The organism is Streptomyces sp. 1-11 (genome assembly GCF_007176755.1).
In the GTDB taxonomy this organism is placed as follows: Bacteria; Actinomycetota; Actinomycetes; order Streptomycetales; family Streptomycetaceae; genus Streptomyces.
The window spans coordinates 305,976-330,525 of record NZ_BJTV01000007.1; the positions used below are offsets into that span (position 1 = coordinate 305,976).

The following is a 24,550-nucleotide window of genomic DNA, read 5'->3' on the forward strand; positions in this document are numbered from 1 at the left end:
GTCGTGCCCAGAGCCTCGTAGGCGGCGCAGCGCACCAGGGCGGCGGAATCGTCGACGAGCGCGGCGAGGGCTGAGCGGACTGCCGTGCCCGAGCCCGTGCCCAGGGTGGCCGGGGCCTGGAGGGTCATCGCAAGGTGTGCTCAATGATCAGATCGTGGCACTGCCGCGCACGGTCAGCCGCCCCGCCGCCCGCGGCAGAGAGCTCAGTCAAATAGGTCAGTACCTCTGCGAGGTCGCCCGCCCCCGGTTGTACAGCGAGCAACTCCCGGGTTGCCTCTGGCGCACGGTTCTCCGGTTCGACGAGCACGGCTCGAAGAAGGCGCAAGAACGTGGTGTCAGTTTCGGTTGGCAGGATCATGGGGGACGAGAGCAGCGCGCTCCACTGTTCCGCACACGTTTCGAGTCGTCCCTCCACGGTGTCGAGCATAAGCTTCTCGAACCTACAGGAGAGATCCGCGGGGTCTATCTCGACTGCCCGCTCCAGGTCTACTCGCGCCTTCTCGTAGTGGCCTGCTTGCCGATGGGCCCTGCCACGAATGCCGAGGGCCCAGGCAAGTGTGGGGTCGAGTTCGAGTGCGGCGGTGAGGTCTGTGACGGCTTGGTCGTACCGGCCTGCCTGGTGGTGTGCTTGGCCGCGGGAGCCGTGGGCCCAGGCGTAGGTGGGGTCGAGTTCGAGTGCGGCGGTGAGGTCTGCGATGGCTTGGTCGTACCGGCCTGCCTGGTGGTGTGCTTGGCCGCGGGAGCCGTGGGCCCAGGCGTAGGTGGGGTCGAGTTCGAGTGCGGCGGTGAGGTCTGTGACGGCTTGGTCGTACCGGCCGGCCTGTTGGTGTGCTTCTCCTCGGTGGGCGAGGGCCCAGGCGTAGGTGGGGTCGAGTTCGAGTGCGGCGGTGAGGTCTGTGACGGCTTGGTCGTACCGGCCTGCCTGGTGGTGTGCTTGGCCGCGGGAGGCGAGGGCCCAGGCGTAGGTGGGGGCGAGTTCGAGTGCGGCGGTGAAGTCTGTGACGGCTTGGTCGTACCGGCCGGCTTGGCGGTGTGCTTCGCCTCGGCGTCCGAGGGCCCCGGCCAGTGTGGGATCGATGTCCAGTGCGGCGGTGAAGTCTGTGACCGCTTTGTCGTAGCGGCCAGCTTGACGGTGTGCTTCTCCGCGATCGGTGAGGGCCCAGGCGTAGGTGGGGTCGAGTTCGAGTGCGGCGGTGAAGTCAGCGATGGCTTCGTCGTACCGGCCTGCCCGGTGGTGTGCTTGGCCGCGGGAGCCGAGGGCCCAGGCAAGCGTGGGGTCGAGTTCGAGTGCGGCGGTGAGGTCAGCGACGGCCTCCTCATGGTGGTCGAGCCATCGGTGAGTTTCTCCGCGACGGGCCCAGGCTAGGGCGTTGCGGGCGTCGTGCGCGAGGGCGCGGTCGAACTCGACAAGGGCCTCTTCGTCCCGGTCGGAGAGGTAGAGACGCTGGCCACGGTAGGTATAGGCCCAGCTTCTTGCCGCTCTACCAAGTTGGCCGTGGGCAAGCAAACCACCAAGGCAGACAAGGAGGGGCTCGTCGTCGGCGAGAGCGTCCCGGAGGCGTAGGGACCAGTTGAGCAGGGCGGCGTCCGCGGTGTCCTGTGCGGCTTGTTCCAAGGCCTCGGCCCACTGCCGCAGCACCGCGGTGCCTTGGCCCGCGGCATGCACAACGTGTTCAAGAGCGGTTGTCAGCTGGGTTCCTGGATGCGCGCACAGCCGGTGATACATCTCATCCAGACAATGCCGGCGCCATTCAGCGTCTTCCCAGCGCTTGGCCTCAGAGAGCCGTTCCTCGACCGTGACACGCCAGGAGGCATGAGTGTCTGCCAAGCGCAGATGCGCCGAAACCCAGCCTTGAGGAGAGTGGGTGCGCTGCTGGCGAACCATGCTGGCGCGGACCACCGCGTGGTAGTGCTTGAAATCGCCGCGGCCGCTGACGAACGGCTGCCCGCACAGCCACTCCCACAATCCCTCTCCCTCAGGCCCGGCTGCGGCAGCGAAGACGTCTTCATTCAGTTGCAGCGGCAGCGCACATGCCCGCACAGCCTCGCGTTGCTCAGGGTCTGTGATCCACTGCACGAACCGCTCGACTGCCACGTCCGCGAGGTCTCCGCCCGTGTCCACTTCGTCAACGGTGTGGGGGCGGGCCAGGGCGAGGAGCTCCACGAGCAAAGGCAACCCCATCGACAGATGCAGCACTGCTTCCACCACCGCCGGGTCGGTCACGCCCCGGGAAGTCAGCAGCGCACGCGTCTCGGCCTCGGTGAAAACCTCCAACGGCACGTCCGCGACCTGATCCCGCAGCGGTGCCCACTCACGTTCCGCGAGTTCATCCCGGCCTGCCAGCACCACGACGACATTCGCCGGCACCGGACCGAAGTCTTCCTCCAGCAGACTCAGCAGCCACTCGTTCAGGTACCGGGCCGTCTGCTCCCACGTGTCGAAGAACAGCACCACCCACCGATGGCGATGGCACAACCGCTCCAGCTCGGCGACGAAAGCCCGGCTCAGCCCCGCCTCATCACCTTGCGCTCCCCGCCGCCTGGCACGAGCTTGGGATGCCGACCGGAGCCGGTCCAGCCCCTGGGCCGCGGCCTCCGGATTCGTCATCGCCGTCACCACACCGGCCCCTGGAATCAGGGACACCGCTCCTAAAGCGGCCTGTGTCACCACCCGGCTCGACACCGACGCCTCGCCCTCCACGGGTATTGGCTCTCCCTGCGCTGCCTGCTCCCGACGGAACTGCTCGATCGCCTTGTCGAACTCCTTCCACGGACCGGCCTGCTCCGCCAACTGCCTGGGCACCTCGACCAAGGCCTGCTGCACTCCGTGGACGTCGTTCTCGTCCACTACCGCCGTCACCGCATCCGCACGCCTAGCCGCCTCCTGCCACTGCCGCAGCAGCGTGGACTTCCCCACCCCACCCACACCACGCACATGGAACAGAAACTCCGCCGGATCCTCCTCAGACTGCGGATCCTTCGACAAGTTCTCCGCGAACAATGCCAACTGCGCCCGTCGGCCTACGAACCGTGCCTTCGCGCGCTGCCGGATCAGCGCACCCCTCGACAGACCTCGATTACCTGCCCCCGGCATCTCCGCACCCCCGTCACTTCGCCCACCTCGCCATTGAGGCCGACGGCGCACCCGTTCGAAGCAGTCGCATCGAACGCAGACAATCAGTGTCCGATCCGGGCCTCTCGTTTGTCAGCCAAGTGCAAGAGACCGCACCCCCCGACAGCAGTGCGCCGAGGAGCAGCGCCCGTCCGACCGTCACCGCGCTGAGGGACGCCGTCCAGCGCGGGGCCTTGGCCGTCCCGCCGGCTGGCGGCCGATTCACGCCTCTTCCGTGGGGCCGTGGGGCCGTGGGGGCGGCCAGGGCGGCACGTCCGCCCTCGAGCCGGTGGCGTGCGGATGCAGGCGGTCGAGCTGTTCGAGCAGAAGGTCAGGCCATGGAGGTCCTGCGGCGACTGCGGATGAGTCTGAAGTCGGCGTCCCTGTAGCGCCAGTTGTGGCGGGACGGTGGCGTGCAGCCTCTGGTTTCCCGGGGCCCGGGCGGTTCGCGGTGCCGTCTGTCACCGCGCTGTCTGAAGAAACTGGTCGCGTACCTGGAGCGGGTGGTCAGCAGACGGCTGAGGCCGCCGCTGCGGGCAGGCTCTAGCCCCGCCGATTGCGAAGGCGCCCGGCGCGTTGAGCGACGTACTGCAGCACTCCGCCACTGATCAGCATGAGCAGGCTGGTGGCGAAGACGATGTCGGAGTCGGTGAGGTCGCGCACCATACCGCCGTAACGGGCCAGTGCCATCCCCGCGGCGAACAGGAGGGCTCCGGAGCCCCACAGCCGTGGCCGCAGGAGGTACCCCTGTTGCCAGGGCACGGCTCGGCCGGTCGTGAGGGCCAGGACACCCGCCACGGCGTAGAGGACCACGACCACCGCGACCGCGATCAGTGAAATGACGTCCAGCATGAAGCCCCCTCGCCCAGATATCCAAGATCGTGGCACCGCGTACTGGGGACTACAAGAGCAGCCGCCTGTTATCCCGGGCACCTACGGCGCTTGTCTGCCGTGGACCGGTTCGGCGAGTTCGGTGAAGGTGGCTTCGGCCCAGTTGAGCGCCCGCGACGGAAGGAGCTCCCCGACCCCGGCCACGGATAGTCCCTCCGCGAAGCGGCCTCGCCGGATAGCAGCGGTGCGGCCCCGGGGGTCAGGAAGCTACGCCCACTTCATGCCCAGCTCCTCGGTCTGGGTCAGTCGAAGAGGGCAACGAGTCCGTTCACCCAGATGGCGAGGAACACAAGGGCCGCCCCCAGGCAGCCGACGCCCGCCAGCACACCGCCGACCGTCCACGGCTCGGAGGGCGCCTCATACTCCGCTTCCAAGCCGTCCAGGTAGGACGCGGGATCGTCCCAGTCGACGGGGTGCCCCAACTCCTCGGCGCATGCGGTCCGTACCGCGACCAGCTGCTCCTCCGCGAAAGCGGTGGCGGCCTTCGCCTCGGGGCCCTGCCAGGTGAGGGCCTTCATCCGCCACACGGGAGACGCGTACCGAGCCTCGAAGGCAGCGGTCTCGTCGTCGTTCCGGTTCTCCTCGAGGTACATCCAGCGTCCGGCCTCGGCGGCGTCGCCGTAGAGCCGGTACACCTCGGCCAGACGACGGCGGAGCGCCAGGTCGTGCGGGTAGGACGAGACGAGGCCGCGCAGGCGCTGGCGCGCGACGGGAACCCGGCCAGCGGCCAGGTCTGCATCGACTCGGGCGAGAGTCTCTCTCAGGGGCATGAACGCATGATCGAGTACCGCACTGATCTACGTCGACCTGATTTCACCGCTCAGCACCCGCTCGCTCCTATCCACCCGGCTTGCGAGCAAGGACAGCGGCCGAGGCCCAGCCATCGCGGCGCCGCCGAGGGGGGAAGGGGTCTGGCCGAAGGTGTTGACGATCTCCTTATGGATGCCGCGGACTCCGATCAGCGGAGAGTGTCCAGACGGGTGCGGACGGGGACGGTCTTGCCGGCGCCGACCTCGCTGGTGCCGGCGCCGATGGAGCGTTCGGCGATGCACCAGGAGATGCGGGCGACGGCCTGGTCGTGAGGGTCGGGCCGGTGCAGCGCGCCAGGCGCGAGGTCGCGGCCGAAGGGCATGCGCTCAGGCCCTCAGAGCGCCCGGCGGGCACGGAAGGCTCCACGCCTCTCCCACCCGTTGGGTGGCGGCCCCGCTGGGTCTATCGTCAGACTTCTGAGGTCAGGACAAGGAGGACGGCCGGTGATGCCGCAGGACGACGCCGTGATCGGCTGCACGGGCAAGGTGCTCATCGGGACGCGGGGGTCCGCAGGCCCCGGCGAGGTCCTGGTACGGGTCCGAGGCGGCTCCGAGACCTTTCTGGCCTGGTCCGAGGACCCCCTGCCGGCGGGCACGACGGTCCTCGTGATCGAATCACGCGGATGCCGGAATGTCGGCGTCATCGAGTGGGTGGATCCATTGGACGCGCTCGGCGGGGAGGCCGCCGGCGCAAGCTGAGGAGTACAGCATGTTCGGATACCGCGTTCCCGCTCCCGACGAGGCGATGTTGATCTCGGGGGGCCGGCGGGGACTGGGGGGCGCGCCGTTCCGAGTGGTCACGGGGCACGGGAAGTTCGTGCTCCCGGTCTTTCGCAAGGTCCGCTTCCTCACCCTGTCGATGTGCGAGGCGGAGGTCACCGAGACCTGTGTCACCAAGCAGGGCATCTCCCTGCACGTCCGCGCGGTCATCGCCTTCAAGGTCGGCAACGACCACGAGAGCATCATCAACGCCGGTCAGCGGTTCCTCTCCGACCAGGAGCAGATGTCGGTGCTCACCGGCCGGATCTTCGCCGGCCACCTGCGGGCCATCATCGGCTCGATGACGGTCGAGGAGATCGTCACCGAGCGGCAGAAGCTCGCCGCCGAGGTGCTGGACACCTCCAAGACGGAGATGGGGACGATCGGCCTGATCGTCGACTCCCTGCAGATCCAGTCGATCGACGACGGCGACACCGGTTACATAGACGCGATGTCGGCCCCGCACAAGGCGGCGATCCAGCGGCAGGCCCAGATCGCCCAGGCCCAGGCCACCCAGGCCGCGGTCGAGGCGGAGCAGGAGGCGACCCGTAAGCAGGCCGAGTACGCCCGGCAGACCGCGATCGTCAAGGCCGAGTACTCGGCCGAGGTGGACCGCGCCCAGGCGGAAGCCGCACAGGCGGGGCCGCTGGCCCAGGCCCACGCTCAGCAGGAGGTGCTGGCCGCCCAGACGGAGCTGGCCGAGCGCCAGGCGAAGCTGCGCCAGCAGCAGCTGGTCGCCGAGGTCGTCAAGCCGGCCGAGGCCGAGGCCGAGCGGGTGCGGATCCTCGCGGCCGCCGAGGCCCAGCGCATGAAGATCCAGGCGGAGGCAGCGGCCTCGTACGACCGGGTCGCGCTGGACCGGATGCTGATCGACCAGCTCCCGCAGATCGTGAAGGAGGCGGCAGGCGGCCTGTCCGGAGCCAACGTCAACATCCTGAACGGAGCGGACGGCCTCGGCGAGATCGCCGCCGGCCTGGTGTCCCAGGGTCTGACGATCCTCGACTCGGTGCGGCAGAACATGAGCGGGCAGGACCAGGACACCAAGGCGGACGACAACACGGGCGCCAAGGGGCTGCTGCAACTGCGCTCGGGCAAGGAGCGGGCGTCGGACAACGGTCCGGTGAACGTCGACTAGCCAGAGGCTGTCCTACTTTTCAGAATCACTGCCTTGCCGTGCGGACGGCAAGGCAGTTGGGGCCTGTCACCGAACCGAGGGCTCACAGGCCGCCCACCGGATGGAGTCGGGAGAACTCCTCAGCGAGCATGCCCATCAGAACAAGATCGTGATACCGGCCGACGAGAAACACATGCTCCCGAAGGCGGCCTTCCTCGACGAAACCGAGCCGACGGTGCAGTGCGAGCGAACCCTCGTTGTGCGCGAAAACCCGTGCTTGGCACTTGTGATAGCGCCGCTCGGCGAACATGAATCGCAGTAGCATCACCACTGCTTCTGACGCGTAACCCTTGTGACGATGGTCAGCGCCGATCATGACGCCGTACTCGAACCAACCCGCACGGGCGTCGGCGTGGTACGTGCCGACCGTGCCGACTGTCTCTCCCGAGTCCGCAGCCTCAACGGCCAGCTGAAAGCAGTCGCGGCCGGGGTCGGCAGCGGCCTGCTCCCTCGCCCAGGCGCGGTAGCCCTCGGCCGAACGAGGTGGATACAGCACGTCCCCCAACCGTTCCTGCTCGGCGGCAAAGCGCATGCACGCCCTCCAGTCGTCCGGTTCGATGCCGCGCAGGCGTACCCGGGAGCCCGTCCAGAAAGATGCCATCCCCCATTCGATCACGCCGCAAAGGGCAGTCCCAGGCCTGCTCCTGAACTTGTCAGGCACGACATGACACCGTGCCTCGTCATGGGGCCAAGGCCTCATTACCTCTGCGGTAATCGCGCGGTGAAGCGGGACGCGGCATGGTGAAGCCATCGGGTTCGAGCCGGCGCACTCCGGCTCGCACCCGGCCCAACTGGGCCAGACGCCAAGTCACTTGCCACTGCACCGGAACGGGAGTCCCGCCATGTCGATCTATGCTGCCGCCGTCGCCCGCTACTTCGAGGCCTGGAACGCCACCGACGCCGACACGCTCGCCAAGGCGGTCGCCACCGCGTGGTCCGAGGACGGCACCTACACCGACCCGCTGGCCGACGTGCGCGGCCACGAGCAGATCACCGCGGTCATCCAGGCGGCACACGAGCAGTTCCCCGACTTCGAGTTCAAGCTGGCCGGAGACGTGGACGGCAACCATCACATCGCCCGCTTCCGCTGGGAGCTGGTGTCCATCGCCGACGGCTCGGCTCCGGTCGCCGGCTCGGACGTCGTCACCCTGACCGAGGACGGCCGGATCACCGCCGTCCTCGGCTTCCTCGACCGGCTTCCGCAAGCCTGACACCCGCAAGCCTGACACCCGCAGGTCCCGTGCCCCGGCTCAGCCGGGGCAGCCCGCCACCACGCCGGCGTCCGTTGACGCCGCGCGGCGAGGCCCCTGCGCGTACAGCGCCGCTCATGCTGCTGACGGTGGTTCCGCACGCGCCGGCGCCCGGCCGGTTGCCGCAGTCACGGCCACGGCCACGGTCACGGTCGCGCTAGCGCCTCGGACGCCCGGGGGGCGGCCCCTCGTCGACCGCTCACTCGTACTGCGATCACAGGCGGATCGGGTCGAGGAGTCGGGGACCGTTGTTGCGGACGTTGTTGACGGCCGTGGAGACCGGAAGGGCATCAAGGTGCCCGCCGGCGGGCCGGCCGAGGAGAGTGCGCAGGTCTTCCTGGTCCTGCTGCGCGGGATCGAGCCAGGCCTCGTAGTTGTCCTCGGTGAGGGCCAGCGGCATGCGCGGATGGACATGACCGGCCGCATCGGTGGCCTCGGTGGTGATGATCGTGCAGGTCATCAGCCAGGCGGCCGGGTCGTCGTCTTGAGTGACGGCCGGGTCGCGCCAGTACTCGTAGAGCCCGGCGAGCGCCATCACCTGGTCGTCCTCGGGGTGGATGAAGTACGGCTGCTTGCGGGCCTTACCGGTGACCGGGTCCTTGACCGGCTGCCACTCGTAGAAGCCGTCCGCCGGAAGCAGGCAGCGGCGTTTGGCGAACGCGTTCCGGAATGCCGGCTTCTCGTGCACGGTCTCCACTCGGGCATTGATCATCCGCGCCCCGATCTTCGGCTCCTTCGCCCAGGACGGCACCAGGCCCCAGCGCAGGGGCCGCAACTCCCTCGACGGCGCAGTCGCACCGTCGTCGCCGCGGGGGGTGCGTTCCAGGACGGCCCAGACGTCATCGGTCGGGGCGACGTTCCAGCTCGGTGCGAGCACATCCGTGACCGGCCATTCGTCGACGTGGAACAGCTGCGCCAGGTCCTGGGGGCGCCGGGTGGAGACGTATCGACCGCACATGCGCCCACTCTCTCACCGCCCCGCCACGCAGGGGCCGATGCCCGGCTGCCCGAACAGGTGTGTCACGTCCGGTGCCACGGACCGCACGTCGACTCCGAGAATCATCCGGCTGGCGCTGCTTCCCGGATGCGGCCTCAACCCACCTGATGGCGTGGCCGTCACGGAGAGTCAGATGCTCGGTGTCGACGGCGGTGGGCGGTCCAGGTGGTCAGTGCTCGCCGAAGAAGATGTCCTTTACCTCCCGCAGGGCGTAGTAGACCAGCACGTATCCAGCGGCCGGGTCGGCCCACCACAGGCCGGCCAGAGCGTTCAGCACCAGGCCCAGCAGCACGGCGGCGGCCAGCAGACCGTCGATCAGGGTGACTCGGCCCTCCGTCTTCAGCACCGGGTTGTCCAGGGCGGTGCCGGTGCGTGCCTTGCCGGCGGCGAGCACGAACATGACTGCGGCCGTCACCGCCGTCCAGCCGATGCCCAGTGCCGAGTGATGGGGCCGGAAGCCGGTGGCCAGTACCCAGGTGGACTGCACCAGCAGGTACACCGCAAGAAGCCCGAAGCCGCAACCGATCAGCCTCAGCGCACGGCGCTGGCGCGCCTCTCCGGTACCGGACAGCTCCCAGATCACCACGGTGGAGGCGCCGATCTCGATCAGCGAGTCCAGGCCGAACCCGGCCAGCGCTACGGACCTCGCCGAGATCGCCGCGAGGGCGAGCACCACGATGCCGATCACGTTCCAACCGAGGGTGGCGTACTCGAGAGCGAAGCCGCGGCGCAGAAGCGCCTGGCGGGCGGTGTCATCCGTTCTGGTCACCGCCAGATCTTCCCGCACCTGCCCGCCAGCCGGGAGCGCGCCTCAGGCAGCTGCTGCCGAATTCGGCTCGCCCCCTCAGCCGGATCAGGATGCTCCATGCGTCGCGGCGGCATCGGAGTCCGAACCGGCGCGGACCCCCTGGGTATCGCGGGGCCGCGCCATCGCCATCATCCCGGCCACTACCGCCGCCGCGCCCGAAACCATGAAGCACACGGTGAGCGGGAGACGACCGACCAGCGCCCCCGCTACCGCCGAGCCCGCCGAACCACCTGCGTTGACCGCCGTGTTGACCCAGGCTCCGGCCCGGGTGCGGAAGCCCGGCCCGGCAGCCTCATCCGCTACCAGGTACGCAGTGGTGAGGGACGGCGCGATGAACAGGCCCGCGCAGGCGGCGGCCACCGCGAAGGACGCGATACCGGGTACCAGCCCTGCCGCGGCCAGCGTCAGTCCAAGGCCCACGGCGAGCAGTGCCAGCCGGAGTCGCGCGGTGCTACGCCAGCGGACGGCGCCATACACCAGCCCGCCGACCGCGCTGCCGCCGGACAACGCCGCGAACACCCAGGTCACTACGGACGTGCTGGAGTGCCGCTGCTCGACGAAGGCCACCGCCATCAGATCGAACGCCCCGGTCGCGAGGCCCGTCGCGGCGGCCACGAGCACGGGCTGTGCCAGTCCCCGGGAGGCCCTACGCCGTCCGCCTGCCTTGCGGGGCTGCGGATCGCGGCGGTAGGGGAGCCGGGCCGTCCCAGGGGACGAGACGAAGAGAAGGGTTCCAGCGGCCACCAGCAGAGCGCTGAGGGCCACGGCAGCCGAGGGCGGCGCCCACCGCACCACGGCGCCCACGAGAAGTGGTCCGGAGACGAACAGCAGTTCCTCAGCCACGCCGTCGAGCCCGAAGGCCCGCTGGATCAGCCGCGGGTCTTCGACGAGTTCGCTCCACACGGCCCGCATGGTCGGGCCCAGCGGGGGCGGGAAGGCACCGGCGGCGACTGCGACAGCTCCGACGAGCAGGGCGTCGGCGCCGGGCCGCCAGGTCGCCACGGCGAGCGCGGTGAGCAGCCCGGCGTACCCGAACGCCAACGGCGGCAGTACCCGGCGGGGCCCGTACCGGTCGATGAGGGACGCCCGCAATGGTGAGAGCAGGACCGACAGGGCTCCGAAGAGCGCCATGACCGTACCGGCCACGGCATACGAGCCGGTCGCCTGGCTCACGGAAAGCAGAACGGCGAGGGACACCATCCCGTACGACAGTCGGCCCACGAGCGCGGCGGCGAAGGTGCGGCGGACGTGTGGAATACGCAGAACGGCGGCGTACGAGGGCCGCGCAGAGGTGGACGCAGACACGTGAAGGGTTCCTCAGAGGGAGGCATGAAAGGGACACCGATAGGCCGCGACGGCTACGGCCGAACGCCGGGTGCCGATCGCGGACCTGAGCGGGTCCTATGCCAGGAGGAGGAACACGAGGGGCAAGGTATCAGCGGTGCGGGCCTTGAATCCAGAGATCACCACTCCAGCCGTGTGCTCTCTGTCGGGCTCGTCGTCCGGGGACTCCTCGAGTCCATGCCCGCAGGGTCTGGGCGGCCGCCCCGGAGGAGGCCAATAACCGGTGAGCGCTCCCCACTCCGAAAGAAGCACCATGGCGGACTTCCGGACGGTCGTGGCCTTCGGTGCTGCGCGGAGGATCACCTCGCCGGCTGCCGAGGTGCCGTCGGTGCGTGTGCGGCGGCACCCCGGCGACCTAGCGCGCCGCGGCCGGGTGCCCCTCACGCGCCCGGCGCGCCACCATCCGTACGACACAGCAGGGCTGCGGGTCCGGGGCGGCTGCCGAACCTGGTGGTGAACGCGATCCCGGCAGCGTACTCGTTCACCGCGCACTGCCCCTTGTAGTCGCCCTCGGCGAAGTCGCCGCCCGCCGCCCCGCCGGGACGGTTGTCGGACCGGTCGAACCACACCGTGCGGGCGGCCCCCGCGAGCGCGGTACGGCCCGGCGCGCACAGCGCCGCCGACACCCGCTCCCCGCGCACGCTGTAACCGGTCAGGAGAGCGCCCGTCGGGCACTGGAGCTTGGTGTACCCCGACGCCCAGTCGCCGCCGGCGGGCACGTACCGCTCGTCGGTGACGGCGGTCTGCCCCGCGTCCGTGGCCGGAGTCGCCGTGCCCGCGTCGGTGCACAGGCCGCGGCCGCTGGTGTGGCCGAGGCCGATCAGCCGCAGCCCGTCGGGGCAGGCGGCCTTGCGGGCCCCGGGGTCCCAGTCGCCCGTGGCCCGTGCGCGCAGCGACTCCACCGCGTCGCCGTGGTCGGTGGCGAGCATCCGCCAGACGGGCACGGACGCGACGGGACCGGTCGTGCCGGGCGCGGACATGAGGTGCCGCCAGGCCGTACCGCGCCAGTCGGCGGCGTCGAGCACACCGGAGCGGTGCCCGGCGCCGTCGTAGCGCAGCAGCGCCCAGTCGTCGTGGCCATCGAAACCGACCAGCGGCCAGTACGCGAAGTCGGCGTCGTGGTCGGCGAGGTAGTCGGTCATGTTGCCGAACCAGGTGCGGGCCGCCGGGTTCGTCTCGCCGCTCCCGATGCCGAACTCGCTCACCCAGACGGGCGCGGTGTAGTGCCGGCCGTTCTCCTCGACGAAGAACGCCTCGTCGTCCAGCGCCGCGCCCAACTCCTCGCGGGTCATGTCCTGGTAGCGCGCGTCGTGCGTCTCGCCGACGCCGGTCGCGCCGCTGTGGTGCGGACCGGTGTAGCCGTAGAAGTGGGCCGAGTAGACCAGCTTGTGGGCGTCCACGAGCGCGTGCGAGAGCGTGCGCACCGGGGTGAGCTGGGGCCGTCCGTGCGGAAGGCCGTCGACCGGCAGGCCGGTCCAGTTGATGCCCTCGACGACGATGAGCAGCCGGGGGTTGCCCTCGGTGAGGATCCGGTCCGCCGCGAGCTGGGCGGCCGCGTACCAGTCGTGATCGTCGCCCAGGCCCCAGTTGGGGTCGTCCAGGACGTTGCGCCTGACCTCGTTGTACAGGTCGGCGCCCACCACGCCCGGGACCCCGGCGTAACGGCGGGCCATGAAGACCCAGTCGTCCGCCCACTGCCGGGTGGACTGCCCCGTGTTCCAGCGCTCGTTGCCGTCGACACCGCAGCACCAACGGGAGGTGTTGGTGTGGTTGTTGAGGACGACCGCGAACCCGCTCCGGCTGAGCGCGTCCACGACGGCGTCGTAGACCTGGAGCGGTGTCCTGCCGCGCAGCTGAGGGTTGGCGCTCACGGCGCTGTCGGGCACCGTGGCCGTGCTGTGGATCATCTCGTTGGAGAACGGCAACCGGACGGTGTTGACGCCCAGTTCGTGGAAGTCGGCGAGCAGCCCGTCCAGCGGCACGCGGTCGAGACCGAGCGGTATGCCGTGGGAGTCCTGGCCCGCATGATGGCTGGCGGGATCGCCGATGTCGCCACTGCCCGTCCACGAACCCTGTGCGCCGTCCCAGTTGGCGCCCTTCAGTCGGAAGCGCTCACCCCGGGCGTCGACGATGTAGCGCCCACGGGTGGACAGGGGCGGATACCAGGTGTCGGCGGCCGCCGAGGCCGAGGCCGTGGTAGGGGCGGGTGAGCGGGACGGCGGCGCGGCGGACGCCGTGGTCGTCTGCGTGGCCAGGAGCACGAGGCCGGCGACTGCTCCGGCCAGACGCAGGACAGTTGGTGCCATCGACATGTGGACAGCCCTCGGTCGGTGTGGGGGAACCGTTCTCCGGGGCTGTACGGTGCCCTGTCCCGCCGGGAAGGTCCAGAGGGCTGACGCATGCGGCGCGATCCGTTCACCACGGTGGCTCCGCGGCGTATCAGGCCAGCAGTGCGGCGGCGTGGTGACGTGCTTGGTGCGGCCCGCAGCAGCATCTCCTGGGTCGGGTACTGCTTCACGCTGGCGCGCGGGGTGGAACCCGAAGGACTCCTCCGTCGCAGTGCCGGTGATGTCCCGTGCCTTTCGGCCACCCCGGCGAGGGCCTGCCACTCGGGGTCCAGTTCGCCGCCCCGCTCGGCCGCAGGGGGGATTCTGCATGCGCCGGCGGCGCAACTAGAGCGGGCGGCTCCTTGCGGCGGCACGCCCACCCCTGACCTGACAGTCGGGTCACTGGGCGCGGCGACGGTGCTGGAAGAACAGCACGCCGGCTCCCGTCATCACCGCCGCAGCAGCCACGCCGGCGGCCGGCAGCACGGAGGAGCCGGTCTCCGCGAGGCCGCCGCCGCTCGTCGTCCCGGTGTTCGTCGTCCCGCCGGTGACCGTGGAGGAGGATCCGCCGTCCGAGCCGTTGGTCGAGGTGCCCGTCGAGCCGTTCGAGCCGCCTGCCGATCCGTCCGTGCCGCTGGTCGAGCCGCCCACTGATCCGGCGGAGCCGCCCGACCCGTCCGAGCCGCCTGTCGAGCCGGAGGAGCCACCGTCCGCGACGTCCAGGGTGATGTCGGCCTGGTCGTTGGCCTTGTCGGGATCGAAGGGCCGGGCCTCGGTGCTCAGGGCTATGGACCCCTTGGCGCCGGGCATCCGCTTGTCGATGCGCAGCTCGAAGGCGTAGGTCTCCCCGCTGCCTTCGTAGAGCGACCGCATGCCGCAGACGTACGCCCGGCCCTCGGCCCGGCAGAAGGTGCCGCGCTTGACGACCGTCGTTCTGGTGGGAGGAGTGATCACCACGCGGACGGCCTCGTCACCTTCCCTGGGCCACACCCACGCTGGGCCGGCGTTGGTGAACTTCACCTTCATCGTGACCGTGTCCCCGACGCTCCCCTTCAGTGCGGCACCCGTCACCTGGTAGTCGGCCGTGTTCACGATGGTGACGGGCACGTCGACGATGCGCGCCGCCCCCACGCCCCCGGCCTTCGCCGCGACGAGCTTCACAGGCGGTGCGGTTCCCGGCACCGGGTCACTGCCGTTGTCATCGGCTCCCGGATCTACGCTCTCGACACGCAGGCGCAGTTCTTCGTTGAGCGCGCGCTCCAGAGCCGTGACGCGCAGGGGCCTGTCGGTCGTGTAGACGGCGCCGGGTTCCACCGCCTGGTCGAACGCACACACCGCGGTCCACCGCTCGGGCATCTCGTCGTAGGACCGCACGTGCTGCACCTGACAGTTGGAGGGCACCTGGGCGAAGTCGAGTCCTCGGGTGACGGAGTAGGCGACCCACACCTCCTCGGCCGACACCGTGCCCTTGTTCGCCACGGTGGCCGAGACGTCGATGCCGTCTCCCGGCCTCAGCCCGCTGACCGGCCCGACGCCCCCGACGACCAGGTCGGGCGTGTTCTCTTCGCCGAAGGCGGCAGGCGCGGTTGCCAGTGCCACAAGACCTGCTGCGCCGAGGGCGGCTAGAGAAGACCGGAAGGTGCGACGGGCTGGTGAGGGTGTCGGCACGGAGAGATCCTTTGCTGGGCGCGAGTGAACAGACGGTGTCTCCGAGGGAACGGTCCCCGCTCGCTAGACTCCCGCCGATCGCGAACGGTTGCCCATCCGGCGCAGGGCAACCGCTGTCGGCCCGTGGATCAAGCGGTGAGCAGTCCCGGCAGTGTGCCGGCGGGCGAAGCCGGTCTGCTGTTCCTGGGCGTGGACGCGACCCAGTGCCGGGCGAAGAGGGCAATTCCGTAACCGTCCGACCCAGTCTCGATCACCCCACTGCCCCCGCGCTTCGCCAGCCCTTCGCAACCAGACAGGATGAGTCCAACATCCACCTGCGAACCGGGAGTGCTTCTCCTTCGGGTTCGGTACTCAGAGGAGCCAGCTTTGTTGCCTCACCGGACCACGCCCGTGATTCTGGCGCTTTTGGGGCTGACACTCGCAGCGTGCGCCTCGAACGAGCCCCCGCCGCCGAAAGGGGGCCCGCAGGTTGTACGCGATCGGCTCGCCGCAGCCGACGACGCCCCGTACTCGGCTGCGCTCAGAGCCGTGACGCGGTCAGGGCCTACACGGCTTCAGATCATGGAGGGGCGGGTCAACCTCAACGCGCCTTTCACAGGGCGCACGACAGACAAAACCGAGGAGTACACCGAGGACGTCGTGATCACCCGGCAGAAGGTGTATCGGCGCGCCAGCGGAACTCATGGGGAATGGCAGGAGTTCCCTGCATCGGCGGCAAAGGGGGGTCTACCCGTGGACCGGCTCCCGCAGTACGTGCGGCTCATGCTCGGTCACAGCGCATCCGTGCATCGGGGGAGCGAGCCCTTGCGGGTATCGGCCCGCCTCACCCCGGGAGACATCAAGTCGGTGGACAGGACCGCCGGACGCAACTTGCGCCCTGCGACCGCAGTCGACGCCGATGCTTGGATCAACGACGAGGGCCGAGTCGTGCGCGTACGCCAGAAGATCCATTTCGCGTCCGGCCCCGACATAGAAGCGACGCTCACGCTCACCGACTTCAAGAGCCCCGTGTCGGTGAACGCCCCGGCTGCGTCCTGAGCGTGGCGTACTGTTCCAGCACACATCTCACACATCGCGCTCCTCGGTGGCCGAGTCCGGAACGGTCCTGGCCGCGTCGGGGTGACCTTCCCCTGCCGCGGGCGACCGCGCGTTCAGGTTGTATGCAGGTTGGCCGGGTCAAGCTCGTCGCATGACAACGACGAGCGAAGTCCGCACAGGCCGCAGCGGGCGACTGATGCTGAACAAGGTTCCCGAGGTCACCATCTGGTTCTGGGTGATCAAGATTTTGTGCACGACCGTCGGTGAGAGTTTCGCCGACTGGATCAACATGAAGCTGGGCGTCGGCCTGGTGAACACGGCCTGGATCTTCACCGCGGTGTTCGTGGTGGTTCTGGGCGTCCAGCTGCGGCTCAAGCGGTACGTCCCCTTCCCGTACTGGCTGACCGTGGTCGTCGTCAGTGTCACGGGCACGCTGTACACGGACATCCTCACCGACCAGCTCAACGTGCCGCTGTGGATCAGCTCCGCGGTGTTCTCGGTCCTGCTCGCCGTGGTGTTCGGTGTGTGGTGGTGGCGCGAGCGCACCCTCTCGATCCACTCGGTCACGACGCTGCCGCGCGAGTCGTTCTACTGGCTCGCCGTTCTCGTCACCTTCGCGCTCGGTACCGCGACCGGCGACTGGACCCTCGAGCTCACCGGCTGGAGCCCGGGGGTCTCGGTCGTTCTGCCGCTCGGCCTCATCGCGGCGATCACGCTGCTGTGGAAGTTCGGCGCGAACCCGGTGCTGTCCTTCTGGCTCGCCTACATCCTGACCCGCCCGCTGGGCGCCAACATCGGCGACTGGCTCGCCTCCCCGAAGGTCGCGCAGCCGGGCGAGCCCACCGGCCTTGCACTGGGCACCTTCGCCACCAGCCTGATCTTCCTTGGTCTGATCCTGGCGACCGTCATCTACCTGACGGTGACGCGCTCCGACGTGACCGAGACCCACGACGCTGTGCACACCCCGCAGATCAGCGCGAACCCGCGCCGGGAGCGCTTCGCGCTTGCGGGCTTCGGCCTGCTCGCCGTCGCCACCGCGAGCCTGCTGATCTGGGCGCACAGCCAGCCGCACGTCGGCCCGGCGCCGGAGGAGGACGCCACCTCCACCGTCCACCTCGCCCCCGGCCAGGCCGTGAAGCACTTCCCCGCACGGAAGGTCGACGCGCTGAAGGCCCTGGCGTCGACCTCGCTCCGGGACGCACAGGCGGGGAACGCGACGGGGGCCCACGCAGCTGCCCAGTCGCTGCGAGACCTCTGGGACGCCGACCAGGCTTCGTTGCAGCCGCTGGACAACACCGGCTGGACGTTCATCGACGCCCAGATGGACCAGGTCCTGAAGACCTTCGGCATCGACCACTCGAACCCGCCGATGTCACCGGCCCGGCAGGAGGCAGAACTCAAGACCCTCCTCACAGACATGCGCTGACGGACCTGATCGGCGGCGACTCCTCGCGACTCCTCGGAGAGTGCCGCCGATCAGGGACTTGCGGGGCACGGGAGAGGGTGTTCGGAGGCAGGGCCGGTCAGGCGTCCCGGGCCGTGCGGATGACCTCGTCCAGGGTCTCCCGGGTGCGGCGCAGATCGGCGATCATGCGGTCGATCCGGTCCCGCTCGGCTGTCAGGTCCTGCACCAGGCGCCCGGTGGCGATCGCGGAGGGTCCGCCGTCCCGGTCGCGCATGCAGGGCAGCAGTTGTCGGATCTTCTCGCTGTGCAGCCCGGCCGCGTACAGTTCCTGGATCCGGATGACCCGGTCGACGGCCCACTCCGGGTAGTCGCGGTGGCCGCCGGGGGTGCGCTCGGCGGTGAGCAGCCCCTGCGTCTCGTAGTAGCGCAGCGACCGCTCGCTCACGCCGGTGCGCCGGGCCAGTTCGCCGATCCGCATGTCCGCCTCCGCCGGGAAGTGGGCTTGAACCTCACATCGGTGTCAAGTTCTACCGTGCCGGCATGACGCGGACAACGGACTTCCTCGCCCCCGCCCGGCTCGGCCGGCTCGTCCTGCCCAACCACCTCGTGATGGCCCCGCTGACCCGGAACCGTGCGGAGGCCGACGGCACCCCCACGGACCTGATGGTCACCCACTACGCACAGCGCGCCTCGGCCGGACTGATCATCGCCGAGGGCTCGACGCCCAACCCGGCCGGACAGACGTACCCGGACATCACCGCCATCCACACCGCCCGGCACGCTGACGGCTGGCGGCGGGTCACCGACGCGGTGCGGGCAGCCGGCGGACAGATGTTCCTGCAGCTCCAGCACGGGGGACGGGTCAGCCACCCGGCGACCACCGGCCTGACGCCCCTCGCACCCTCCGCCGTCCCGCTGCCGGAGAGGATCTTCACACCGCAGGGCCACCTGCAGGCAGCCGTCCCGCGCGCGATGACGACGGACGACATCCGGGACACGATCGCCGACTTCGCCGCCGCCGCACGCCGGGCCGTCGACGCGGGCCTCGAGGGCGTGGAGGTGCACTCGGCCAACGGCATGCTGCTGCACCAGTTCCTCGCGGACAACACCAACCGCCGCACCGACAGCTACGGCGGCACCGTCGCGCGGCGGGTGCGGTTCGCGGCGGAGGTAACCGAGGCGGTGGCCGACGCGATCGGCGCCGACCGGGTGGGCATCCGCATCTCCCCGGCGAGCACGGTCAACGGCGTTCTGGAGGAAGACACCGACCGTCTCTACGCCACGCTCCTGGACCGCTTGAAGAGGCTGGACCTCGCCTATCTGCACCTGGTGCGCTCCGACCCGGCGACCGGCTGGTACCGGCGGATCCGGACCGACTGGCCCGGCGTCCTGATCGGCAACCCGGACCTGACCGACCTGTCCACACGGGCCGTCACCCGGGCCACGCGGGAGATGCTGGCGGCCGGCGCCGACCTGGTGGCACTCGGCCGGCCCTTCCTCGCCAACCCGGACCTCGTCACCCGGCTGCGCCTCGGCGCACCCCTCAACCCGGTCCGGGACCGGTACTTCATGTACGTGGGCGGGGCCACCGGTTACAACGACTATGCCGCCCTGTCGAATCAGTCGGAGCCGCTGTCCAGCGACTCGGTCCTTCCGCCATGCCTGGAAACGGGAGCAGCTCTGTAGGCAGACTCGTCAGCGGCGCCTCGCTGCGGGGCGGCACGCCGCATCACGAGCGAGTGGGCGCGCGACACCGGGCGCAACCTGGCATCGGGGCCCATGGGTCGGGGCCGGTGACGCCGGGCGGCCGTCAGGCGCAGTAGGTGTCCGTGTCCGGCCGCTGCCCCGTCGCCAGGAAGCGGGAGACCGTGCGGTCGCCGCAGGCGTTGCCGTTGGCGAGGTAGGCGTCGTGCCCGGTGGAGTTCACCGTCACCATGACAGCGCGCCGGCCGAACGCCTCCCGGAGCTTCCGGGCGCCGCTGAGCGGGGTCGCGACGTCCCGCGCGTTCTGGACGAGCAGGATGTCGGACGGCCCCCGGCCGGTGATCCTCACCGGCGCCTCACGTGGCGGATACGGCCAGGCGGCGCACGGCATCGCGTTGCGGGGCATGCCGGCGGTGAGCGGGTACTTTGCGCGGCTCTCGGCGACCTCCTTCTCGTACACGGCCTTCGACGTGGGCCACGCGACGTCGTCGCACATCGTGCCGGCGCCGACGGCGGCGACGTTCTGCAGGACGGCCTCGGGCGGCGCCGCGGGCGCGGGCGGCACGTTGCCCTGCTGGGCGGCCCGTATCAGCTTGGCGAGCGTGGGATAGCGGCTGGGGGAGTAGAGGCTGTCCAGCATGGTCTGGCGCAGGACGTTGCCGTTCAGCTCCTCCGGGTTGGCGCCGGGCCAGGGGAGGGGTTCCCGGTCGAGCCGGGCGGCCAGCCGCAGGAACAGCGGCCGGACGTCGGCGGCCCTGCTCGCGACGCGGTCCGGGTTGTCCGGCCTCGACGCCCACGCGGCGAAGTCGGGGAAGGTGTCCTCCACGCCCTGCTCGTGCCCGGCCAGCCAGGCGCGGGCGACGCGGGTGGGGTCGGGGTTGTCGTTGCTGTCCAGCACGATGCGGTCGGTTCGGTGCGGGAACAGCTGGGCGTACACGGCTCCGACGTACGTCCCGTACGACACGCCCCACGCGGAGAGCTTGCGCTCGCCGAGCGCGGCGCGCAGACGGTCGATGTCACGGGCCTCGTTGGCGGTGCTGAGATGCCGGATCAGCTCGCCGCCGTTCGCGGCGCAGGCGTCGGCCATGCGGCGGGCGGTGGCCATGTTCCCGTCCACCGAGCCGTCGGCGGCGGGCCAGGGGCGGAGCTTGGAGGTGGCCAGGTCGCCGTGGTCCAGCCCGCAGTCGACGGGCGTGGACGGGGCGAGCCCGCGTGGGGCGAAGCCCACCAGGTCGTAGGCGTCCCGGACGTCCTGGGGGAGCTTCTGGCCTTTACCCGAGGGGTCGTTCAGGCTGGAGCCGCCCGGCCCGCCGGGGATCAGCAACAGGGTGCCGCGCCGTGCCTCGGGATTCTCGCTCGGGATGCGCGAGACGGCGATGTCGATGAGGGGACTGCCGGGGTCGGCGTAGTCCATGGGGACCTGGAGGGTCGCACACTGCTGACGGGGGTTGATGCCGGAGCCCTCGCAGGCGGTCCAGGTGAGGTCCGCGGAGGGGCTCGCGGCCACGGAGGCGGTCACGGGCGCGGTGACGGCGAGAAGGACGGTGGAGACGCCGACGATGCCGGCGTTGCGGAAGGTGCGTGTGCGCTGCGTCATGGGACGAGCCTCGCGGATCTCCGGGTCCCGACCCATCCGGGCAACAACCTGAAGCGACCTGGGGTTTACCCCACCATCCCCCTGACGCACTTCACGGATACCCGTCACCACGACCACCGCGGCGGCGACCACCACGACGCCCGACGCTGACCCTCACCCTCCCGTGTGCCGGCGGCCAACGGAGCGGCCACCGGCCCCGGCACACGGGAGGGGTCCCCTCGGTCCCCTCACACTGCGGCGTCGGACGCACCGCATGACGAAGGCGCTGGACGCCCGCGGACACCGGGGTGGGCGGTGCGGGCGGTCGGAGGGACGAGCCGGCCGGTCAGGCGTCGGCCGCCGAGTGGACGCGCCGGCCGTCGACGTAGGTGAGGTGGACGCGGGTCCCGGCGATGGCCCCGGGAGGTGCGGCGAAGGGGTCGCGGTCGAGGACCACGAGGTCGGCGCGGTTCCCGGGACGGAGGGTTCCGGTGTCGTCGAGGTGGTTCACGTAGGCGCTGCCCGCGGTGTAGGCGGCCAGCGCGGTGGTGAGGTCGAGGGCCTGCTCGGGCAGGAACGGCTTGTCGTCGGCACCGGGCAGGGCGCGGTTGACGGCGACGTGGATGCCGGCCAGCGGGTCTGGGCTGGAGACGGGCCAGTCGCTGCCGGCCGCGAGGGTGGTGCCCGCCCGTACGAGGTCGCCGAAGGGGTACTGCCAGGCGGCGCGTTCGGGCCCGAGGAAGGGGATGGTGAGTTCGTCCATCTGGGGTTCGTGAGCGGCCCACAGCGGCTGGATGTTGGCGGTGGCTCCCAGCTCGCGGAAGCGGTGGATGTCGTCGGGGTGGACGACCTGAAGGTGGGCGAGGTGGGGACGGGTGTCGCGGGTGCCGTTGGCGGCGCGGGCGGCGGCGACGGCGTCGAGTGCCTCGCGGACCGCGCGGTCGCCCAGGGCGTGGAAGTGGACCTGGAAGTCGGCGGCGTCCAACCCGGTGACGTACCGCTTGAGGGCTTCGGGGTCGACGAAGCTGAGACCGCTGTTGGCGGTGGCGCAGCCGCAGCCGTCGAGGTAGGGAGCGGTCATGGCCGCCGTGTGGTTCTCCGCGACCCCGTCCTGCATGATCTTGACCGTGGAGCAGCGGAGCTTGCCGTGCGTGAGACGCTGCCGTCGGTGCAGCAGGTCGGGGATCTGCTCCTCGCCCACGGACCTGCGCCACCACAGGGCGCCGGTCACCGAGGCGGTCAGAGTGCCGTCGAGAGCTGCCGCCAGGTAGGCGTCGGAGGGGTCGGGGTAGCCGTCCGCCCCGCACAGCAGCGCGTCCTGCCAGGCGGTGATGCCGAGACCGTGCAGGAGTTCCTGGGCGCGCAGCAGCCCGGCGATCCGGTCGGCCGGTGTCTGCGCCGGGAGGTGGGCGCCGACCAGGCCGAGCGCGCCTTCCTGGAGCATTCCGACGGGGGTGCCGGCCGGCTCGCGTTCGATGCGGCCGTCCTGCGGATCGGGGGTGGCGGCGGTGATGCCGGCGATCTCCAGTGCCCGGGTGTTGACCCAGGCGCCGTGGTGGTCCCGGTTGAGGAGGTAGACCGGCCGGTCTGGCACGAGCGTGTCGAGGAACTGCCGGGTCGGTATGCCGCCCTCGAAGCTCTCCATGGACCAGCCGCCGCCGGTGATCCATTCCTTGTCGGGGTGGGCGTCGGCGTAGGCACGGATACGGCGGGCGTACTCGTCGGGTTCGGTGGTCCCGGTCAGGTCGCACTCGCCGAGTTCGATGCCGCCCATGACGGCGTGGACGTGAGCGTCCTGGAAGCCCGGCAGCAGCGGGCGGCCGCGCAGGTCGACGACCTCGGTGCGCGCTCCGACGAGCTCCTTGACCTCGTCGTGGCCGACAGCCGTGATGCGGCCGTCGGTGACGGCCAGGGTGGTGGCCCGGGTGCGGGCCGGGTCCATGGTCAGGACGGGTCCGTTGGTGAAGACGAGGTCGGCGTCGAGGTGGGACATGAGGTGGGAAGGTCCAATCGCTGGAGTATGGGTCCGGGCAGTAAAGGCGCCGCGGTCAGGACAGGGACTCGGCTTCGGAGGCCGGGACGGCGGCCGGCGCCGTCGTGCGGGTGAAGGCGGGGGCGCGGCGGTACCACTTGGCGACCGCGGACACCACGAGGCCGGTCACGAGGATCACGGAGGGGCACAGCAGGTTGAACCAGCCGTTGTCGACGCTGACTTCGAAGGTGTCGCTGAGGGTCGCGTAGTAGAACGCGAGGTAGGCGCCGAGGGCGAACAGGACGACGGCGCACACCGACGGCACGACGACGGCGAGGACGGCTTCACGCGGGCTGGTGCGCAGGAGACCGCGGAAGCGCAGGGCGCAGGCGATGGCGGTGAGCCCGTAGTAGAGCGCGACGAGGATGCCGATGGCGTTGACCGCGGCCAGGATCGCCTCGTTGAGCTTGGGGATCACCACGGTCAGTATCGCGACGACCGCGGAGATGACGGTGACGATCACGGTGCCGGCGGTGGGGCCGCCGTGCCGGGTGCTGATGCGTGCCCAGACGGGGCCGAGGGTGCGTTCGCGGCTCATGGCCAGCGTCAGGCGGGCGGTGGGGATGATGCCGGCCTGCAGGGAGGCCACGGCCGAGAACATCAGGGCGATCAGCGGGAGGGTGGCCCAGGGGTCGTCGGCGAGCCGGGCGGCGTAGTAGGTCAGTCCCTGGGCGCCGGTCTCGCTCATCTCGGGGGTGGTCATGACCCGCTGGAAGGCGACGGCGCCCAGGAGGAACAGGCCGAGCATGGTGAACAGGGCGATGTAGCTGCCCCGGGCCGCGTCACCGGCCCGCTCCGTCTCCTCGGTGACGGAGAACGCGGCGTCCCACCCCCAGTAGAAGAAGACCGCCAGGACCAGGCCCTGGGCCAGGGCGGCGGGCGAGTCGAAGGCGAACGGGTCGAACCAGGACAGCGAGAAGGGCTGGTCGCCCGCGATCAGTCCCCAGCAGCAGAAGACCAGCAGCACGGCGTACTCGAAGGCGAGCAGGTAGGACTGGAGCCGGGTTGCCTTGTGGACGCCGGTCACGGCGGTCACGGTGACCGCGGCCAGGACGACCAGGCCGATCAGGGTGCACTGGAGGGTGGAGTCGGCGTCCAGATGCCGGCCAAGGAGGCTGTCGACGCCGGCCTTGTGGGCGCACTGCACCAGGACGGAACCGGTCACGGACGTGGTGTAGGCGAGGAAGACGACGCCACCGGCGAGCGGTACCCAGCCGGCGATCATCCCGAGCCATGGGCCCATGCTCCGGCCGACCCACACGTATCCGGCGCCGCAGTTGGGCTCCGCCCTGTTCAGGCGGGCGTACGCGCTGGCGATGCCGAGCATCGGCAGGAAGCCGAGCAGCAGGATGAGCGGCGTCCGCCGGCCCGTGGTCGAGGCGAGGACTCCGAGGCCGATACCGATGCTGGTGGTCGCGGCGGTACTGGAGGCGGCCAGTACTACGCCGTCCACGACTCCCAGCGATTTCTTCAACTCAGGGGACGGGGTGGTGTTTTCCATGGGCAACCGGTCCAGGGGGCGGGACGCACGCGCGGCGTCCGTGAACGGAGGAGAAGGTCTGCAGGTGCTGCGGCATGGAAGCGGCGGTCCGCGGACCGCCGCCGGGTGGCGGAGAAGGTGTGGCGGATGGTGCACCGGACCCGTCAGGGCACGGC

At 70.4% G+C, this 24,550-nt stretch carries 20 protein-coding genes; 6 read left to right on the forward strand and 14 right to left on the reverse strand.

Annotation, left to right across the window (positions count from 1 at the left end; genetic code table 11):
* Positions 1–124 precede the first annotated feature (124 nt).
* The 4 genes from TNCT1_RS17635 to TNCT1_RS17655 form a co-directional block, all read right to left on the reverse strand.
* The gene (locus tag TNCT1_RS17635; RefSeq protein WP_235902668.1) at positions 125–3,001 is read right to left on the reverse strand and encodes a tetratricopeptide repeat protein; all 2,877 of its coding nucleotides are present in this window, start codon (positions 2,999–3,001) and stop codon (positions 125–127) included.
* Positions 3,002–3,655: 654 nt separating this feature from the next.
* Positions 3,656–3,964, reverse strand: coding sequence for a hypothetical protein (locus tag TNCT1_RS17645; protein ID WP_143633022.1), 309 nt, complete (start codon positions 3,962–3,964; stop codon positions 3,656–3,658).
* Between the two features lie 281 nt (positions 3,965–4,245).
* Positions 4,246–4,773 carry a DUF6584 family protein gene (locus TNCT1_RS17650; protein ID WP_143633024.1) on the reverse strand — a complete coding sequence of 176 codons (528 nt, stop codon included), beginning with the start codon at positions 4,771–4,773 and terminating at the stop codon, positions 4,246–4,248.
* A gap of 188 nt (positions 4,774–4,961) precedes the next feature.
* Positions 4,962–5,135, reverse strand: a complete 174-nt coding sequence (locus tag TNCT1_RS17655; RefSeq protein WP_216856633.1) for a hypothetical protein — start codon at positions 5,133–5,135, stop codon at positions 4,962–4,964.
* A 124-nt stretch (positions 5,136–5,259) separates the two neighbouring features.
* Here TNCT1_RS17655 and TNCT1_RS17660 point away from each other — a divergent pair, with 124 nt between their 5' ends.
* Entirely contained in the window at positions 5,260–5,511 is a 252-nt protein-coding gene (locus TNCT1_RS17660) for a hypothetical protein (protein ID WP_143633026.1), read from the forward strand.
* Positions 5,512–5,521: 10 nt separating this feature from the next.
* Complete coding sequence (locus TNCT1_RS17665) at positions 5,522–6,706, forward strand: flotillin family protein (RefSeq protein WP_143633027.1); 1,185 nt, start codon at positions 5,522–5,524, stop codon at positions 6,704–6,706.
* Positions 6,707–6,788: 82 nt separating this feature from the next.
* Here TNCT1_RS17665 and TNCT1_RS17670 read toward each other — a convergent pair whose 3' ends face one another.
* Positions 6,789–7,361: a GNAT family protein gene (locus TNCT1_RS17670; RefSeq protein WP_308789283.1), complete on the reverse strand. Its 573-nt coding sequence runs from the start codon at positions 7,359–7,361 to the stop codon at positions 6,789–6,791.
* Between the two features lie 226 nt (positions 7,362–7,587).
* Between TNCT1_RS17670 and TNCT1_RS17675 the strand changes: the two genes are divergently transcribed.
* Positions 7,588–7,956, forward strand: coding sequence for a nuclear transport factor 2 family protein (locus tag TNCT1_RS17675; RefSeq protein ID WP_143633028.1), 369 nt, complete (start codon positions 7,588–7,590; stop codon positions 7,954–7,956).
* A gap of 253 nt (positions 7,957–8,209) precedes the next feature.
* Here TNCT1_RS17675 and TNCT1_RS17680 read toward each other — a convergent pair whose 3' ends face one another.
* From TNCT1_RS17680 to TNCT1_RS17700, 5 genes are all read right to left on the reverse strand, one after another.
* The gene (locus tag TNCT1_RS17680) at positions 8,210–8,953 is read right to left on the reverse strand and encodes an SOS response-associated peptidase (protein WP_143633030.1); all 744 of its coding nucleotides are present in this window, start codon (positions 8,951–8,953) and stop codon (positions 8,210–8,212) included.
* Positions 8,954–9,161: 208 nt separating this feature from the next.
* Positions 9,162–9,761: a cation transporter gene (locus TNCT1_RS17685; RefSeq protein WP_143633032.1), complete on the reverse strand. Its 600-nt coding sequence runs from the start codon at positions 9,759–9,761 to the stop codon at positions 9,162–9,164.
* 84 nt (positions 9,762–9,845) lie between these two features.
* Positions 9,846–11,105, reverse strand: coding sequence for an MFS transporter (locus TNCT1_RS17690; RefSeq protein WP_143633034.1), 1,260 nt, complete (start codon positions 11,103–11,105; stop codon positions 9,846–9,848).
* Between the two features lie 419 nt (positions 11,106–11,524).
* A complete protein-coding gene (locus TNCT1_RS17695; RefSeq protein WP_143633036.1) occupies positions 11,525–13,456 on the reverse strand; it encodes a glycoside hydrolase family 5 protein in 1,932 nt (643 codons plus the stop codon).
* A gap of 414 nt (positions 13,457–13,870) precedes the next feature.
* Positions 13,871–15,070: a hypothetical protein gene (locus TNCT1_RS17700; protein ID WP_235902670.1), complete on the reverse strand. Its 1,200-nt coding sequence runs from the start codon at positions 15,068–15,070 to the stop codon at positions 13,871–13,873.
* A 630-nt stretch (positions 15,071–15,700) separates the two neighbouring features.
* Here TNCT1_RS17700 and TNCT1_RS17705 point away from each other — a divergent pair.
* Together TNCT1_RS17705 and TNCT1_RS17710 are read left to right on the forward strand one after the other, a co-directional pair.
* The gene (locus TNCT1_RS17705) at positions 15,701–16,177 is read left to right on the forward strand and encodes a hypothetical protein (RefSeq protein WP_235902671.1); all 477 of its coding nucleotides are present in this window, start codon (positions 15,701–15,703) and stop codon (positions 16,175–16,177) included.
* Between the two features lie 151 nt (positions 16,178–16,328).
* Positions 16,329–17,603: a hypothetical protein gene (locus TNCT1_RS17710; RefSeq protein ID WP_216856636.1), complete on the forward strand. Its 1,275-nt coding sequence runs from the start codon at positions 16,329–16,331 to the stop codon at positions 17,601–17,603.
* Between the two features lie 97 nt (positions 17,604–17,700).
* On the opposite strand, the gene TNCT1_RS17715 is transcribed toward TNCT1_RS17710, so the two are convergent.
* Positions 17,701–18,060 (reverse strand): MerR family transcriptional regulator, encoded by a 360-nt coding sequence (locus TNCT1_RS17715; protein ID WP_143633040.1) that lies wholly within the window; start codon positions 18,058–18,060, stop codon positions 17,701–17,703.
* Between the two features lie 62 nt (positions 18,061–18,122).
* Here TNCT1_RS17715 and TNCT1_RS17720 point away from each other — a divergent pair, with 62 nt between their 5' ends.
* On the forward strand, positions 18,123–19,268 hold the full coding sequence (locus tag TNCT1_RS17720) for an alkene reductase (RefSeq protein WP_143633042.1): 1,146 nt from the start codon (positions 18,123–18,125) through the stop codon (positions 19,266–19,268).
* A 124-nt stretch (positions 19,269–19,392) separates the two neighbouring features.
* Here the strand turns inward: TNCT1_RS17720 and TNCT1_RS17725 are convergent, their stop codons facing one another.
* The 3 genes from TNCT1_RS17725 to TNCT1_RS17735 form a co-directional block, all read right to left on the reverse strand.
* Complete coding sequence (locus tag TNCT1_RS17725; protein WP_143633044.1) at positions 19,393–20,883, reverse strand: alpha/beta hydrolase; 1,491 nt, start codon at positions 20,881–20,883, stop codon at positions 19,393–19,395.
* Between the two features lie 325 nt (positions 20,884–21,208).
* Positions 21,209–22,855 (reverse strand): amidohydrolase, encoded by a 1,647-nt coding sequence (locus TNCT1_RS17730; RefSeq protein ID WP_143633046.1) that lies wholly within the window; start codon positions 22,853–22,855, stop codon positions 21,209–21,211.
* Between the two features lie 55 nt (positions 22,856–22,910).
* Positions 22,911–24,395: an APC family permease gene (locus TNCT1_RS17735; RefSeq protein ID WP_143633048.1), complete on the reverse strand. Its 1,485-nt coding sequence runs from the start codon at positions 24,393–24,395 to the stop codon at positions 22,911–22,913.
* Positions 24,396–24,550: the final 155 nt, after the last annotated feature.

What these genes read in the sequence shown, in the direction of transcription:
- TNCT1_RS17645 (WP_143633022.1), bottom strand. Translation starts at nt 3,964, where the DNA reads ATGCTGGACGTCATTTCACTGATCGCGGTCGCGGTGGTCGTGGTCCTC.
- TNCT1_RS17650 (WP_143633024.1), bottom strand. Translation starts at nt 4,773, where the DNA reads ATGCCCCTGAGAGAGACTCTCGCCCGAGTCGATGCAGACCTGGCCGCT.
- TNCT1_RS17655 (WP_216856633.1), bottom strand. Translation starts at nt 5,135, where the DNA reads ATGCCCTTCGGCCGCGACCTCGCGCCTGGCGCGCTGCACCGGCCCGAC.
- TNCT1_RS17660 (WP_143633026.1), top strand. Translation starts at nt 5,260, where the DNA reads ATGCCGCAGGACGACGCCGTGATCGGCTGCACGGGCAAGGTGCTCATC.
- TNCT1_RS17665 (WP_143633027.1), top strand. Translation starts at nt 5,522, where the DNA reads ATGTTCGGATACCGCGTTCCCGCTCCCGACGAGGCGATGTTGATCTCG.
- TNCT1_RS17675 (WP_143633028.1), top strand. Translation starts at nt 7,588, where the DNA reads ATGTCGATCTATGCTGCCGCCGTCGCCCGCTACTTCGAGGCCTGGAAC.
- TNCT1_RS17680 (WP_143633030.1), bottom strand. Translation starts at nt 8,953, where the DNA reads ATGTGCGGTCGATACGTCTCCACCCGGCGCCCCCAGGACCTGGCGCAG.
- TNCT1_RS17695 (WP_143633036.1), bottom strand. Translation starts at nt 13,456, where the DNA reads ATGTCGATGGCACCAACTGTCCTGCGTCTGGCCGGAGCAGTCGCCGGC.
- TNCT1_RS17705 (WP_235902671.1), top strand. Translation starts at nt 15,701, where the DNA reads ATGGAGGGGCGGGTCAACCTCAACGCGCCTTTCACAGGGCGCACGACA.
- TNCT1_RS17710 (WP_216856636.1), top strand. Translation starts at nt 16,329, where the DNA reads ATGACAACGACGAGCGAAGTCCGCACAGGCCGCAGCGGGCGACTGATG.
- TNCT1_RS17715 (WP_143633040.1), bottom strand. Translation starts at nt 18,060, where the DNA reads ATGCGGATCGGCGAACTGGCCCGGCGCACCGGCGTGAGCGAGCGGTCG.
- TNCT1_RS17720 (WP_143633042.1), top strand. Translation starts at nt 18,123, where the DNA reads ATGACGCGGACAACGGACTTCCTCGCCCCCGCCCGGCTCGGCCGGCTC.
- TNCT1_RS17725 (WP_143633044.1), bottom strand. Translation starts at nt 20,883, where the DNA reads ATGACGCAGCGCACACGCACCTTCCGCAACGCCGGCATCGTCGGCGTC.
- TNCT1_RS17730 (WP_143633046.1), bottom strand. Translation starts at nt 22,855, where the DNA reads ATGTCCCACCTCGACGCCGACCTCGTCTTCACCAACGGACCCGTCCTG.
- TNCT1_RS17735 (WP_143633048.1), bottom strand. Translation starts at nt 24,395, where the DNA reads ATGGAAAACACCACCCCGTCCCCTGAGTTGAAGAAATCGCTGGGAGTC.